General features: G+C 63.7%; 13 protein-coding genes and 1 pseudogene. 10 read left to right on the top strand and 4 right to left on the bottom strand.

What is annotated here, in order from left to right; translation table 11 throughout:
* Positions 1–146 precede the first annotated feature (146 nt).
* Genes CLV78_RS01055 through CLV78_RS01040 form a run of 4 tightly spaced genes read left to right on the top strand, consistent with a single transcriptional unit; the run spans position 147 to position 3,682 of the window.
* A complete protein-coding gene (locus CLV78_RS01055) occupies positions 147–1,700 on the top strand; it encodes an acyl-CoA carboxylase subunit beta (protein ID WP_106202922.1) in 1,554 nt (517 codons plus the stop codon).
* Positions 1,701–1,715: 15 nt separating this feature from the next.
* Positions 1,716–2,117 carry an OadG family protein gene (locus tag CLV78_RS01050; protein ID WP_106202921.1) on the top strand — a complete coding sequence of 134 codons (402 nt, stop codon included), beginning with the start codon at positions 1,716–1,718 and terminating at the stop codon, positions 2,115–2,117.
* Complete coding sequence (locus CLV78_RS01045; RefSeq protein WP_106202920.1) at positions 2,114–2,518, top strand: acyl-CoA carboxylase biotin carboxyl carrier protein subunit; 405 nt, start codon at positions 2,114–2,116, stop codon at positions 2,516–2,518. The genes CLV78_RS01050 and CLV78_RS01045 overlap by 4 nt, the downstream gene beginning before the upstream one ends.
* 15 nt (positions 2,519–2,533) lie before the next feature.
* The gene (locus CLV78_RS01040; RefSeq protein ID WP_211300924.1) at positions 2,534–3,682 is read left to right on the top strand and encodes a sodium ion-translocating decarboxylase subunit beta; all 1,149 of its coding nucleotides are present in this window, start codon (positions 2,534–2,536) and stop codon (positions 3,680–3,682) included.
* Between the two features lie 101 nt (positions 3,683–3,783).
* On the opposite strand, the gene CLV78_RS01035 is transcribed toward CLV78_RS01040, so the two are convergent.
* The 4 genes and pseudogenes from CLV78_RS01035 to CLV78_RS01015 all read right to left on the bottom strand — a co-directional run bounded on the left by CLV78_RS01035 (position 3,784) and on the right by CLV78_RS01015 (position 9,021).
* Positions 3,784–4,932, bottom strand: a complete 1,149-nt coding sequence (locus tag CLV78_RS01035) for an iron-containing alcohol dehydrogenase (RefSeq protein WP_106202919.1) — start codon at positions 4,930–4,932, stop codon at positions 3,784–3,786.
* A gap of 481 nt (positions 4,933–5,413) precedes the next feature.
* Positions 5,414–5,877 (bottom strand): annotated as a pseudogene (locus CLV78_RS01030) (beta-keto acid cleavage family enzyme).
* 305 nt (positions 5,878–6,182) lie between these two features.
* Positions 6,183–7,700 (bottom strand): succinyl-CoA:acetate CoA-transferase ScpC, encoded by a 1,518-nt coding sequence (gene scpC / locus CLV78_RS01025; RefSeq protein WP_281261118.1) that lies wholly within the window; start codon positions 7,698–7,700, stop codon positions 6,183–6,185.
* Between the two features lie 934 nt (positions 7,701–8,634).
* Entirely contained in the window at positions 8,635–9,021 is a 387-nt protein-coding gene (locus CLV78_RS01015) for a YciI family protein (protein ID WP_106202916.1), read from the bottom strand.
* Between the two features lie 104 nt (positions 9,022–9,125).
* On the opposite strand from CLV78_RS01015, the gene CLV78_RS01010 reads away from it, so the two are divergent.
* Genes CLV78_RS01010 through CLV78_RS00985 form a run of 6 tightly spaced genes read left to right on the top strand, consistent with a single transcriptional unit; the run spans position 9,126 to position 14,159 of the window.
* Entirely contained in the window at positions 9,126–10,007 is an 882-nt protein-coding gene (locus CLV78_RS01010; protein WP_106202915.1) for a fumarylacetoacetate hydrolase family protein, read from the top strand.
* Positions 10,004–10,669, top strand: a complete 666-nt coding sequence (locus CLV78_RS01005; RefSeq protein ID WP_106202914.1) for a malonic semialdehyde reductase — start codon at positions 10,004–10,006, stop codon at positions 10,667–10,669. Before CLV78_RS01010 ends, CLV78_RS01005 begins: the two co-directional genes overlap by 4 nt.
* A gap of 18 nt (positions 10,670–10,687) precedes the next feature.
* Complete coding sequence (locus CLV78_RS01000) at positions 10,688–11,143, top strand: OsmC family protein (RefSeq protein ID WP_106202913.1); 456 nt, start codon at positions 10,688–10,690, stop codon at positions 11,141–11,143.
* Positions 11,144–11,172: 29 nt separating this feature from the next.
* Entirely contained in the window at positions 11,173–12,258 is a 1,086-nt protein-coding gene (locus CLV78_RS00995) for a C4-dicarboxylate TRAP transporter substrate-binding protein (RefSeq protein WP_106202912.1), read from the top strand.
* Between the two features lie 30 nt (positions 12,259–12,288).
* Positions 12,289–12,855: a TRAP transporter small permease subunit gene (locus tag CLV78_RS00990; RefSeq protein ID WP_106202911.1), complete on the top strand. Its 567-nt coding sequence runs from the start codon at positions 12,289–12,291 to the stop codon at positions 12,853–12,855.
* Positions 12,852–14,159 carry a TRAP transporter large permease gene (locus tag CLV78_RS00985; RefSeq protein ID WP_106202910.1) on the top strand — a complete coding sequence of 436 codons (1,308 nt, stop codon included), beginning with the start codon at positions 12,852–12,854 and terminating at the stop codon, positions 14,157–14,159. The genes CLV78_RS00990 and CLV78_RS00985 overlap by 4 nt, the downstream gene beginning before the upstream one ends.
* The last annotated feature ends 4 nt before the right edge of the window (positions 14,160–14,163 follow it).

The raw sequence follows: 14,163 nt of genomic DNA, 5'->3' as shown, positions 1-14,163 counted from the left end.
GCGAACCTGCGCGTTTCACGGATTCCGGCGTCAAACCGGTGGCAATGGAGTGCGGCGCAAACGGCTTTCTTGGCGAGGGGCCACCCCTCGTGTTTCCGGGGAATCGCCGCGCCCTTCCGGCGCGGCCCTAGCAAGACGGTTGAATCATGGCGATATCCAAAACCCTCGCGGACGAGTTGGAGAAACGGCGCGCCGCGGCCCTTGACGGCGGCGGCGCCAAGAAGGCCGAAGACCGACACGCCAAAGGACGGATGACAGCGCGGGAGCGTCTGGATGCCCTCTTTTCGAAGGGAACGTTCCAGGAATTCGGGCTGCATGCCAAGCACCGCACCCGGCACTTCGGGATGGAGAAGAAGGACATTCCCACCGATGGCGTGATCGTCGGGACCGGGTTTGTCGACGGCCGCCCCGTCGCCGCCTTCTCCCAGGACTTCGGCGTTGTCGGCGGTTCGCTGGGCGAGATCCACTCCAAGAAGATCTGCCACGCACTCGATCATGCCGTGAAGGCCGGTATCCCGGTCATCGGCTTCAATGATTCGGGCGGCGCCCGGATCCAGGAAGGCGTCGGCGCGCTGGCAGGCTACGGCCAGGTGTTCTACCGCAACGTGCAGCTTTCCGGCGTTGTGCCTCAGATCTCCATCATCGCAGGCCCCTGCGCTGGCGGCGCGGCCTATTCCCCGGCGCTGACCGACTTCATCATCATGACCCGCGAGAACGCGCAGATGTTCATCTGCGGTCCCGAGGTCATCCGGTCGGTCACGGGCGAAGTCACCACGATGGACCAGATCGGCTCGGCCAATGCCCATGCCTCGATATCTGGCAATATCCACTTCATCGCCGACAACGACGCCCATGCCGTTGCGCTTGCCCACCGGCTGCTGTCGTTCCTGCCGTCAAACAACATGCAGGACCCGCCGCACCAGGTAGAACCGGACCTGTCGGTCGTGGACGATCCGGCGTTGGATGAACTGGTCCCCGAGGATCCCAAGTCGCCCTTCGACGTGCGCACGGTCATCCAGCACCTTGCCGACGATGCCGACTTCCTCGAAGTGCAGGAGCTCTTCGCCCAGAACATCGTCATCGGCTTCGGCCGCATCGGCGGGATCGTCGTCGGCTTCGTCGGAAACCAGCCGACGGTCAAGGCCGGCACGCTGGACATCGACGCCTCCGACAAGGCGGCCCGCTTCGTGCGGTTCTGCAACGTCTACAACATTCCGATCGTGACCCTGGTCGACGTCCCCGGCTTCCTGCCCGGCGTCAAGCAGGAGCAACAGGGCATCATCCGCCATGGCGCGAAGATGCTGTTTGCCTATGCCTCCGCCACGGTGCCAAAAATCACGGTCATCATGCGCAAGGCCTATGGCGGCGCGTATCTGGCCATGTGTTCGGAAGACATGGGCGCGGACCGAGTGATCGCCTGGCCGACGGCGGAAATCGCCGTGATGGGTGCGGAAGGGGCTGCCAACATCCTCTATCGCAAGGAGATCAAGGAAGCCGAAGATCCGGCATCGAGGTCCAAGGAACTCATCGAGGAGTACCGCCAGGAATTCGCGACGCCGTACCTGGCCGCCGGGGAACTCATGGCGCATGACGTCATCCAACCACGCGAAACCCGCAGCGCCGTGGCGCTGGCGCTTCGCGGGCTGATGTCCAAGCGTGAGACCCGTCCGCCGAAGAAACACGGCAACATCCCGCTGTAAGGAGAGGTTTTTCGCATGATTGAGAACCTGGCAGTCATCGGCACCGGCTTTGCGGTCGTCATGTCGGTGCTGGTCGCGATCTGGGCAGCCTGCGCGGGGGTCGGTACCTTCTTCAACCGCGAGAAGAAGGAATCCAAGCCGACAGAAGCTTCGCCGGCGCCACCGCGCGCCGCCGTTGCGTCCCGCGCCGGCGTGCCGCCCCACCACCTTGCCGCGATCACCGCGGCGGTGGCGGATGTTTTCGGGCCCGGCTACGTGGTTACCCGCGTTGCCGCACCCTCCCACGTGGTCACCGACTGGCCCATCGAAGGTCGCAAGGACACCTTCCAGGGCCGTCGCATTCGCACAGCCTGGGGTCCCACCCGTCTCACCCTCGGTGGTGAAACCCCCAATATCCTGAGAGGACAGAACAAATGAAACGCCTTCGGATTACCGTTCAGGGCATCGCCTACGAAGTGACCGTCGAGGACCTCGACATCGACACTCCGGCAGCTGCCGCACCGGCGCCATCCGCCGCGCCTGCCCCCGCTCCCGCAGCCGCGCCGGCACCGGCGGCCGCTCCTGTCGCCGCAGCCCCCGCGCCCGCGGCCGCTGCCCCCGCCGGCGACGGCGCCGTTCCCAGCCCGCTGGCTGGCACCGTGGTCAGTGTCGACGTTTCGGTCGGCCAGAAGGTTGCACAGGGTGACACGCTTCTGGTTCTCGAGGCCATGAAGATGAACACCAACATCGGTGCCCCGTCCGACGGCACCGTGACCGCTGTGAACGTGGCCGCCGGCGCAACCGTGACCGAGGGTCAGGTCCTCGTCACCCTGTCCTAGGGAGGGGCTCCTCCGATGGATGCCACCACACAAGAAATGTCCAGGCTGCAAGAGCTCTGGTCGCTGACCGCGTTCCCGGATCTCACCATTCAGATGGTGGTGATGTGGGTGGTCATCGCCGTGCTGTTCTACCTCGCTGTCTGGAAGCAATACGAGCCGCTGCTGCTGATACCGATCGCCTTCGGCGCGTTGCTGGCGAACCTGCCGACGCAGGGGCTGGTCAACCTTCCGCACGGCGATCACCCGGGCGGCCTCTACTACTACATCAAGCTCGGCGTCGACTACGAGATCTTCCCGCCCCTGATCTTCCTTGGCGTGGGGGCTCTGACCGACTTCGGACCGCTGATCGCCAATCCGCGCACGCTGCTTCTCGGTGCGGCGGCCCAGTTCGGGGTGTTCGCAACCTTCCTTGGTGCGACGGCCATCGGCTTCACGGTCTACGAAGCCGGCGCGGTTGCCATCATCGGTGGTGCCGACGGCCCGACCTCGATCTTCCTCGCCAACAAGCTGGCACCACACCTGCTCGCGCCGATCGCCGTTGCAGCCTACAGCTACATGGCCCTTGTGCCGATGTTGCAACCGCCGATCATGCGTGCCCTGACCACCGAGGAAGAGCGCAAGATCCGCATGAAGTCCCTGCGGCAGGTGTCGCGGCTCGAGAAGCTCATCTTCGCGGGCATGGTCACCATCGTCGTCATCCTGCTGGTTCCGGCCGCCGCGGCCCTGATCGGCATGCTGATGCTGGGCAACTTCCTGCGCGAGAGCCTTGTGGCCGAACGTCTGGTCAAGGCAGCACAGAACGAGCTGGTCAACGTCGTGACGATCTTCCTCGGCACGTCGGTGGGGATCACGATGACGGGCGAGGCGTTCCTCAACACCTCGACGCTCAAGATCCTCGGGCTTGGCGTCGTCGCCTTCGGCATCGCCACTGCCAGCGGTGTGCTCATGGCCAAGGCGATGAACCTCGTCAGCAAGAACAAGATCAACCCGTTGATCGGATCTGCCGGCGTCTCGGCGGTGCCAATGGCCGCGCGTGTTAGCCAGGTCGAAGGCCAGCGTGCGGACCCGGGCAACTTCCTGCTGATGCATGCCATGGGACCGAACGTGGCGGGCGTGATCGGTACGGCGGTTGTCGCTGGCTACTTCATCGCCGCCTACGGCTGATCCGTTCGGCACTCAAAAAAAAAAAGGACGCGCCCCTGACCATGTCGGGGGCGCGTTTTCATTTCCGCCCGGCTGCAGGCCACCGACGGCCAGACCGGGCGCTAGCTGGCCGCTTCCATCAGTTCAACAAGTTCCGCCACGGTGAGCTCCACCGGGTTTGCCTTCATGGAGGACGAGGCCGCAGCCGCCTCTGCCGCCTTCAGGCGGTCATCGGCGGAAATGCCCAATGCGCCGAGATCCGGCAATCCATTCTGCCCGGACCAATCGGCAAGCCGATCGAACGCCTCCTCTGTTCCGCCTCCGAGCGCCTCCGCGATCCAGCGCCGGACGTCCCAGAACCGTGCCGCAACCGGCTGATCACCGACACGGGCGGCATTGGCCGCAAGTCCATGTGGCAGCAGCGCCCCGCAGATCGCGCCATGTGGCGCCCCGGTCAGCCCGCCCAACGGCCCGGCAAGTCCGTGGATCACGCCGAGCCCCGCGTTGGACAGGGCCAGCCCGCCACAGAGCGACACCCATGCCATCGTCTCCCGCGCCTGCGCATTCTCTCCCCGCATCAGCCGCCGAAGAGCGACCAATCCTGCGGGGATCGCGCTGCGGCAGAGCGCATCTGTAAACGGGTTGGACCGCGCGCACACGTAGGGTTCGATCACCTGCGTGACCGCGTCCAGCCCAGAGGCCAGCGTGACGGCGCGCGGGCAGCTATCGGTCAGCGCCGGGTCGACAATCGCCAGCCGCGGCAACATGGACCTGTCGCGCAAGCTGACCTTGCGCCGGGCGCCCGGCACGCCGATCACCGCGTTCCGGGTCACTTCTGCACCCGTTCCCGCAGTTGTCGGAATGGCAACGAAGGCCAGCGGTGTCCGCTCCAGCGGCAGCCCCTTCCCCACAACCTCCAGGTGATCCATGGTAGGCCGCCTCGCAGGTGTGAGCGCGGAGATTGCCTTGCCGGTATCGATCGCGGCCCCACCACCGATGGAAACGATCAACTCCGCATCCGCCGCCCGCGCCGCGGAGACGCCCGCCTCCACCAGTGTTACGTCGGGTTCGCGGGCCACCGGGAAACAGCCGATCTCCCGGTCATCGCCAACCAGTGCCTCGACCAGCCAGGCGGCGCGCCCCGCATTGGCCCCCGTGACCACCAGGATTCTGCTACCAAGAGCCAGGATGTCCGGGATGGACTGGACGCCAGCGCCTCGGCCGAAACGGATTTCGGTTGCTGTTGCAAAGGTAAACTCGGCCGGCGTCATGGAATTCTCCTGTCGGACAGCGGCCGTTATTGCGACCGCTCGCCCCGAGCGTAGAGCGCGCGGATCAAGCTGTGAATGGGACATGTGGCCCGGGCAGCTTGCGCTCCGCCAAGGGCGATTTGGCCAGATGCCCGGACCGCACGGGTGCGGCCACGGGGTATCCTTCTGGTACACGTGCGACCGGGTGCGGGTCTATGGCACGCTTGCGGGTGACCCTCGGTCCCGCGCCCGCCGGCAGATTGTGCGATATCGGGCGGAAAGGCGGCGGACGTTCGGACACAAGCCCGGGCCGAAGGTCGTTCGCGCACGGCGCGCGCGGGGCGCTTACAGGCAACCGGCAGCGACGGTTGGCCTCCGACGCTCCGTAAAGGGGGGCAAGGTCGGATCAAGACCGCCTCCCCCAGCGCCATTGCATCTCTGACAATCATCCCCCGGTGACTGCTACCGAAAAGCCCTTCCCGAAGCGCCCCGAACGGGCCTTTCAACTCAGAAACCGACCTTGTCGCCCCCCTTTGGGATGCAGGATCTCCCGGGCCTCGTCCGGCGTCGCAATCTCGCATCCCAGATCCTCCACGATCCGGCGGATCCTGGTGACCTGCTGGGCGTTGCTCGCGGCGAGCTGCCCGCGGGCAATGAACAGGCTGTCTTCCAACCCGACCCGCACGTTGCCGCCCATCTGGCTGGCGGTTGTGGCCAGCGGCATCTGCGCGGCACCTGCGCCGAGAACCGACCAAAGGTAATCGTCGCCAAAAAAAGCCGATCCGCGGTGCGCTTCATGAAAAGCAAGGTGTTCACCTCCGGGCCGATCCCACCAAGGATGCCGAACACGCACTGTGGAGAGACCGGTACCGTGAACAGCACGAAACCCATGCAGAATTTCAGCCTGTAGCGGAGGCCGTCATCGTAGCATTCGTGTTCGACCCTGATCCCGTGCGGCGCGAGCATCTCTGCCGCCTCGCGGATGTCGACCAGTGTGCCCACCCCCCGAAATGATCGGTGTGGCGCGCGCAGTCAGAGGCTCTGCGACGGCGGCGCTCTAGCACCTGGTTCGTCAGGAAAGCCGTTTCGGCGCAACCTTCGCGGGCGCCGCAGGCATCCGCGCGTCTCGCCGCTCCGCGACCGGCCAATGCAAGGCGGCGCCCCAGCCAAAGGGGCCGCGGCGTTGATGCCGCGGCCCCTCCGATATGTTTCGCTGCTGGATACCACAGCTGCGCGTTTGGCGCCCCGTCGCGGGACCGCCAGCAGCAGGGCTATCGGCGCATGGTCTTCGTCTCCAGGAACCGCTGGTGCCAGGAGAGTGCCTCGCTGGGCAGCATCGGGGTATGCAGTCCGAGCGCGTTTTTCTTGGCCCGTTCGAAGTAATCCACAAGCAGCGGGCGATAATCGGGATGCGCGCAATTCTCGATGATGGTCTCCGCGCGCATTTTGGGCGGCAGGCCGCGAAGGTCGGCCAGACCCTGTTCCGTCACGATCACCTGGACGTCCTGGGTGATGTGATCGGCGTGGCTGACATGGGGAACGATGGTCGAGATATCGCCCTTCTTGGCAAACGACGGCGAGACGAAGCAGGAGAGGTAGGCGTTTCGCGTGAAGTCGCCCGAACCGCCAATGCCGTTCATGATCCGCGAGCCCATGACGTGAGTCGAGTTGATGTTGCCGAAGATATCGGCTTCGATCATGCCGTTCATGGAGATCGTGCCGAGGCGGCGGATCACCTCCGGGTGGTTTGAGATCTCCTGCGGGCGCAGGATGATCTTGTCACGGTAGAAGTCGAGGTTTTCACGGAACCGGATGGCCGCCTGGTCGGACATGCCAAAGGCGGTCGAGGACGCGCACAGCATCTTGCCGTCATCGATCAGGTCCATCATGCCGTCCTGGATGACCTCGGTATAGGCCAGCAGATCGTGGAAGGGCGAGTCCCGCAGACCGGCAAGCACGGCGTTGGCGACGTTGCCGACACCCGATTGCAGTGGCAGCAGCGTGTTGGTCAGCCGGCCCTTCTTCACCTCCCACTTGAGGAACTCCATCAGGTGGCCGGCGATCGTCTTAGACACATCGTCGAGCGGCGGGAACGGAGCGTTCTTGTCCGGCAGGTTGGTTTCGATTATGCCGACGACCTTGTGCGGGTCACAGCGCAGCGTCGTCTGGCCGATGCGGTCACTGGCGTGGATCATCGGGATCGGCACCCGGTTCGGCGGCAGAGCGGTGCCGTAGTAGATGTCGTGCATCCCCTCCATGCGCTCGTCGTGCCAGGTGTTGACCTCCAGGATCACCTTGTCGGCGCGGTCGATCCAGGTCTTGTTGTTGCCGATGGAGGTGGCGGGGATCAGGGAGCCGTCTTCCTTGACGCCGGTGACCTCGATCACGGCAACGTCGAGATTTCCGAAGAACCCCTCCCAGACCATGGGCGCGACGTGGGACAGGTGGAGGTCGAAGTAATCCATCTCTCCACGGTTGATCTTCTCCCGCTCGATCGGATCGGAGTTGTAGGGCAGCCGGTACTTGATCGCGTCGGCCTTGGCGAGCGCGCCGTCGAGTTCCGGGCCAGTCGAGGCGCCGGTCCACAGGCCGATCTTGAACGGATCGCCGGCGGCATGGGCGGCGTCGATCTGCTTGGCCAGCGCCTGCGGCAGGGCCTTGGGGTAGCCGGACCCGGTGAACCCGCTCATGCCGACCGTGTCGCCGGACTTGATCAGCGAGGCGGCATCATCGGCACTCATGACCTTGGACTGGAGTTGAGCGTTCTTGATACGATCAGACGTGACCACTGCAGGTCTCTCCTCTTTCTGAACCCCCTCCAGCACAGGCGTCCCGACGTGACGGGAGGCCTCCTTGATCCATCGCCCCTTCGCAGCGCCCGGCAAGGGACGGCGCGCTTCGTTTCGGGTCGGCTGGAGCCGGGTGTTATGGCGTTCTGATAGTCCCAAACCGGAACCTCGTTCAACGCGACCAATCAGCATCCTGCGGGCATTTCCTCCCCAACCCACCGGGATCGCCTCAAGAAACTGATTTTAAAATGAAATACCCGTCTTGCATCCGGCGCAACCGGGGCGCATCGAGAGCGAGTTGAAACGTTTTCGCCGCCCAACGCATGGAATTCCGCCGTGGCGATGTTGCGAGTCGCTCCGAAACCGGCATCGGAATGGACAAAACGGCCCTTCGCTTGTGTGAATCCGGCTTTCGGGCGTGCAAAACCACATTTCGAGAGAATCGGCACCCTCGTCTGTGGCACCATCGACGGGCAGCGAGACGATCTCCCTGCGCGGCATCACCACGCCTGCTGCGGATCGTCTACCAGTCCATTGGTTGCCCGGCGCGAACCGCTCCGCGTGCCCGACCTGTCGGCCTGCCGGCAGAAAGCCCAGGCGCCCTCCTTCCGTCCGCCGCAAGGCACTCCGGTCTCTCCCGCGGCAAGCACTCGGATCGTAGTGGGTTCGGTGATCCGCAGTTCAAGGCCGGGCGACGGCATGCAAGCGGGCGGGTTCGGCAGATCGACGGACAGGCCGGACGCGACATGCTTGAACACCGATTTGCCGAAGGACAGGCAACTCGGCCCCTTCGGGCAATTGGAGACGCGCAGGACACGGCCTGAACCGTCGGGATAGAGCGCCGGCCGGACACGGGCTTCGGCACATTTTTCGGTCGAAGATCCCGCCTATCTGTTTTCTTGGTCCTTCGTAGCAACCCTGGTCCAGCCGGAGTCTACTTCAGCGCAACGCGCTGGCCGGACAGACCAAGCTCGAGTTGCAGGCTGCCTTCGTTCACCAGCCACCGGCGGATCTCGTAGGTCCTGGTGCCGGAGCTGTGCATCGGGTCGGCATCAGCCAAAGCCCGCGCCGCGTCCAGAGAGGCCGCGCGATAGATGATCAGGCCCTCGCCCCGGATCTGCTCGCCCGATGGATCGGAGAGCGGCCCGGCAAAGGCAAGCCTGCCGGCGGCCTCCTGTTCCGACTGGTAGGCAAGGTGTTCGGGAAGCATTTCCGCCAGTGCCTCCGGGCCTTTCACCGGCATGCTGCGCACCATGTAGAGTTCCAGCGCAAGCGCCCCGCGCGCCTTCGCTTCCGCTTTGTAGTCAGACCATGCAGGCATGTTTTTCTCCCGAAAATCTACCTCAATCATAAAATATCGATTTTATTTGACAACAATAAATATAATCCCCAAAACAGACAGACCAGAAACGAAAAGGAGCGGCCATGAGGTTCAGAGTCGGCAAAAGCAGTGCCGGGTTTGGCGTCCACCTGGTGGATGGTACGTCCGCAGTGAACATTTCCGCCCTCGATCCGGCCGTCGGTTCGGACCTGATGGGCCTGATCCGTGGCGATGTGGGCATCGCCGAACTGTCGAACGCCATCGCCGGCGCCGCGAAGGTTTCCCCCGCCAGCATCGTCCCGGCCCTGCCCGTTGCCGATCCCGGCAAGGTCATCTGCCTCGGCCTGAACTACGTCGATCATATCAAGGAAGGTGGATACGAGATTCCGGAGTACCCGGCGCTGTTCATGCGCGGCCGGAACTCGTTGATGGCAGCCGATGCGCCGATGGTGCGCCCGACCTGTTCAGAGCGCCTCGACTACGAGGTCGAGCTGATGGTGATCATTGGAAAAGGTGGCCGCCACATTTCAGAGGAGGACGCGCTGGACCACGTTTTCGGCTACACTGTCTTCAATGACGGGTCGGTACGCGACTACCAGCGCAAGACCCACCAATGGACCCCGGGCAAGAATTTCGACGACACCGGCGCCATCGGGCCCGATGTCGTGACCCCGGACGAACTTCCTGAAGGCTGCGTCGGGCTGAAGATCGAAAGCCGCGTGGGCGACGAGATCCTGCAATCGGCCAACACCTCCGACATGCTCTGGTCGGTTGCCCGGACGATCGCGACGATCTCGGAGTATTCCACGCTGGACGCCGGCGACATGATTGCCATGGGCACGCCCCCGGGTGTGGGCCACGCCAGGACGCCGCCGCGCTGGCTACGTCCGGGAGAGGTCGTGGAGGCCGAGATCGAGGGTATCGGTATCTGCGCCAACCCCATTGTCGCGGAAGAGGACCTTGCCACAACGGAGGCAGCCGAGTGAGCGCGCTGACCGGAGACGCCCTCGCGCAGGCCCGGGCCGAGGCTCAGCAGGCCGTGCGCCGTGTCCGCGCCGCCTGCCCCCGGCTCGACGATGCCGCGATCGACCTGATCTTGCGGGACTCGCGCTCGCACTATGCCTGGCAGGACAAGCCGGTGCCCCGCGCGCTGCTGGAAGAGATCTACGACATCACCGCCAATGGCCCCACCAGCATGAACTGCTGCCCGGCCCGCTTCATCTTCGTCGAGAGCGCCGAGGCAAAGGAGAAGCTGGCCAGGTCACTGAAGGCAAAGAACATCGACAAGATGATGTCAGCCCCGGTGACGGTGATCATCGCCCATGATCTCGACTTCTGGAAGGAACTGCCCTTCCTGTTCCCGCACGAGGATCGCCGCCCGCATTTTGAGGGCAAGCCGGAGCATTCGGAGACCACCGCGTTCCGAAATGGCACCTTGCAGGCGGCCTACTTCATGATCGCCGCACGGGCCGTGGGGCTGGATACCGGCGCGATGTCCGGGTTCTCCAACAAGATCGTGGATGAGGCGTTCTTTGACGGCACTTCTCTGCGTTCGAACTTTCTGCTCAACATCGGCTACGCGGACGAAACGGCGCTGTTTCAGAAACTGCCCCGCTTCCCGTTCGACAAGGCCTGCAAGTTCGTCTGAGGACGCCAGGGAGGAACAATGGCAATTCGTCAGAAGACCATCGTCACCATCAAGATGTCGGGCACCGGCGCGAGCCACAGCCTCGTGGACGTCTCGGTGCGCGATCTCACCTCCAGGATCGATGAGCCTGTCGAACGCGGCGGCACCAATCTGGGGTTCTCGCCCACGGAGACCGCCTATGCCGCGCTCATCGGCTGCACCAATACGATCGGCAACAAATGCGCCGACAAGCTCGGCATCGATATCGGCCACCTGTCCTTCGAGATGGAGGTCGACTTCGACCGGCGCGGCGTTTTGCTGATGGAAGAGGTGGATGTTCCCTTCACGGCCATCCGCCTCCGCGTGACCTCGGACGGCCCTGCCAGCCAGCAGGATCTGGATCGGGTTGCCGGAGAGACCGCGAAATACTGCGCGATATCAAAGCTATACGAACAAGCCGGGACCAACCTGGACATAAGCTGGCACACGCACTGAGGCATGATCAGTCTGTAAGGGAGGACAACATGATCAAGAACTGGACACGGACCACGGCCATTGGCCTGCTGGCGGCGACAGCACTCACCGCGCCCGCATTTGCCGCGGAGAAAATCTCCGCCGTCGTCATCGACGGCTACCCCGCGAAGGCGCTCTGGGTGCAGGAGTTCAGCAACTTCTTCATCCCAGAGGTCGACAAGCGCCTCGCCGAGGCCGGCAATTACGAGATGGACTGGCAGGAAAGCTACGGCGGCTCGATCGTGAAGCCGAAGGGTGTACTGGAAGGCGTGAAGCTGGGGCTGGGTGACATCGGCATTGTCACCACCATCTTCCACAACTCCAAGCTGCCGAGCCAGGCGATCTCTGCGGTCACGCCCTTCGTGGCAGCCGACAGCCGCGCGGTCGCCAAGGCGGTTGACGAGATCGCCAAGGAATTCCCGACCATGCAGAAGGAGTTCGAGGAGCAGAACCAGGTCTATCTCGCCACGGGCGTGGTGCTGGACACCTACCAGATCTTCTCCCGGAACGAGATCTCCGGCACGGCTGACATCGAGGGTGGCAAGGTTGCCGGCGCCGGAATGAACCTGCGCTACCTCGAAGGCATCAAGGACGCCGCCGGCGTGCGCGGTGGTCTGACGGATTTCTACAACATGGTGCAGACCGGGTTGACGGACCATGCCATGCTCTGGCCGGAAGCCGCCAAGACCTTCAAGATCGCGGAGGTCGCGCCCTACATGCTGAAGGCCGATCTTGGCGCCGTGAACTCGAAGACCGTCACGGTCAACAAGGACTACTGGGACGGCCTGCCCGACGAGGTGAAGGACGTCCTGCAGGAGGTCGCCGTGCTCTACCGTGATCACGTGGCCGGTATTGCAATGGACCGCGCTGGCGAGAGTCGCGATGCCTATGTCGCTGCCGGCGGCACCATCGTCGAAATGAGCGACGAGGACCGCAAGGCCTGGGCCGAGGCGATGCCGAACCTGGCGGCGGAGTGGGCGAAGACGCTCGACGATGCCGGCGAGCCGGGCACAGAGATGCTGAATGCCTACATGGCCAAGCTCAAGGACGGTGGATTCGTACCGGTCCGTGACTGGTCGGCAGAGCTGACCAACTAGGTGACACCAGGCAAGGTCGGACCCACTCACATGAAGAACGGCACATCCAAGACCGTTATCACCGGCCTGTCGAAACTGGCCAACGGCATCGCGATCTCTGCGAATGCCGTTGGCACCATCGTCGTGCTGTTGCTGGTGCTCGTTGTAAACTACGACGTGGTTGCCCGGGGCATCTTCAACAAACCCTTCCTTGGGGCTGTCGAGGTCGTGCAATTCTCGATGGTGCTCATCGTTTTTCTTCAGTTGCCGGACGTGGTGCGCGTCGATCGCCTCACCCGCTCCGACGGCTTCCTGACGGTACTGGGCGACAGGTATCCACGCACCCACAATTTCATCCGTCGCGTGATCAATACCGTGTCGGCCATCTTCATGACGCTGATCGCGATCGCCATCTGGCCCGAGTTCGTCGAAATGCTCGAGACCAGGGATTACTACGGGATCCCCGGCGTCTTCACCGCGCCCTGGTGGCCGATCAAGCTGACCATTTTTCTGAGCGCCGCGCTCTGCGCGATCATCTTCATCCTGAAAGTCGTCCTGAAAGCGGACAATTTCGAGTTGGTGCGCGTTCCCGAACACGAAGAAGAGGACCCGTCGTGAGCCCCATCGAAATTGGCCTCGCCTCGGTCGTCGCCATTGTCGTTCTTGTCTACATCGGGGTCTACATCCCGATTGCCCTCGGGGTCGTGTCCTTCATCTCCATCTGGATGATGCGCGACAATTTCGATCTGGCGATGAACCTGCTCAAGATCGCCGTCGGCGACAGCGTCATGGAGTACACCTTCGCGACGGTGCCGCTCTTCACGTTCATGGGGTTGATCGTCTCCAAGGCCGGGCTCGGCGCGGATATCTACGAGGTCATGAACTCCGGCTTTCGGAAGGTGAAGGGGGGGATCGGCATGGCCACCGTCGGTGCCAACGCCGTGTTCGCTGCTGTCACCGGCTCATCGATCGCGTCCGCCTCCGTCTTCTCCAAGGTTTCCGTGCCGCAGATGCTGTCCTACGACTACAACCCGCGCTTCGCGGTGGGCGTCGTTGCCGGATCCTCGGTACTGGGCATGATCATCCCGCCCTCCGCGATGCTTATCATCTATTCCTTCGTCGCCGAGCAATCGGTGGGAGAGATGTTCCAGGCCGGGATCGTTCCGGGCCTGATGCTGGCCGCAGCCTATGTCGCCTGGATCTGGACCATGGGCAGGTTCGCCCCGAAATACATCGGCGGACGCTCCTTCGAGGACACCGAATGGATGACCTGGAGCGAGATCGCCGAAAAGACCCTGCCGATCACTTCGCTGATCGTCGTCGTCCTCGGCGGCATCTACACCGGCTGGCTGACGCCCGTGGAAGCAGGGGCCACCGGTTCGCTGCTGGGACTCGTGATTGCGGTGGTCCGCCGCAAGATCAACCTGCACGGATTCTGGCATGCGCTGCTGGAGACCGGCCACATCACCGCCGCGATCCTGTTCCTGATCACCGCGGCGTCGATCTACAGCCGAATGCTCGGCATGGCGGGGGTCCCGAACGCGCTTGGCGATTTTCTGGAAACCGCGCAGTTCAGCTTTTTCTGGATCATGTTCTTCTACGTGGTGCTGATGATCTTCCTCGGCACGCTGCTGGACACGGCGTCGATCATCCTGATCGTCGTGCCGCTCTTCCTGCCGCTGATCGAACCGATGGGCCTCAGCCTCGTCTGGTTCGGCATCGTCACCGTTGTCGGTGCGGAGATCGGGTTGCTCACGCCGCCGCTCGGCATCTCCTGCTTCGTCATCAAGGCGACGCTGGACGATGACCGGATCACGCTAAAGGATGTTTTCATCGGCGCCTTCCCCTTCGCACTGGTCATGCTGATCGTGCTGATCCTGCTGATCCGGTTCCCGTCGCTCAGCCTCGCAATCCTGAACTGAGGGC

Source organism: Aliiruegeria haliotis, from assembly GCF_003003255.1.
Taxonomy (GTDB): Bacteria; Pseudomonadota; Alphaproteobacteria; order Rhodobacterales; family Rhodobacteraceae; genus Tropicimonas; species Tropicimonas haliotis.
The sequence above is the reverse complement of the archived record's forward strand: the minus strand, read 5'-3'. Positions and strand labels throughout refer to the sequence as shown.

Coding starts and splice junctions, on each gene's coding strand:
- CLV78_RS01035 (WP_106202919.1), bottom strand. CDS start 4,932: ATGACGCCGGCCGAGTTTACCTTTGCAACAGCAACCGAAATCCGTTTC.
- CLV78_RS01040 (WP_211300924.1), top strand. CDS start 2,534: ATGGATGCCACCACACAAGAAATGTCCAGGCTGCAAGAGCTCTGGTCG.
- CLV78_RS00995 (WP_106202912.1), top strand. CDS start 11,173: ATGATCAAGAACTGGACACGGACCACGGCCATTGGCCTGCTGGCGGCG.
- CLV78_RS01045 (WP_106202920.1), top strand. CDS start 2,114: ATGAAACGCCTTCGGATTACCGTTCAGGGCATCGCCTACGAAGTGACC.
- CLV78_RS01015 (WP_106202916.1), bottom strand. CDS start 9,021: ATGCCTGCATGGTCTGACTACAAAGCGGAAGCGAAGGCGCGCGGGGCG.
- CLV78_RS00990 (WP_106202911.1), top strand. CDS start 12,289: ATGAAGAACGGCACATCCAAGACCGTTATCACCGGCCTGTCGAAACTG.
- CLV78_RS01050 (WP_106202921.1), top strand. CDS start 1,716: ATGATTGAGAACCTGGCAGTCATCGGCACCGGCTTTGCGGTCGTCATG.
- CLV78_RS01055 (WP_106202922.1), top strand. CDS start 147: ATGGCGATATCCAAAACCCTCGCGGACGAGTTGGAGAAACGGCGCGCC.
- CLV78_RS01010 (WP_106202915.1), top strand. CDS start 9,126: ATGAGGTTCAGAGTCGGCAAAAGCAGTGCCGGGTTTGGCGTCCACCTG.
- CLV78_RS01000 (WP_106202913.1), top strand. CDS start 10,688: ATGGCAATTCGTCAGAAGACCATCGTCACCATCAAGATGTCGGGCACC.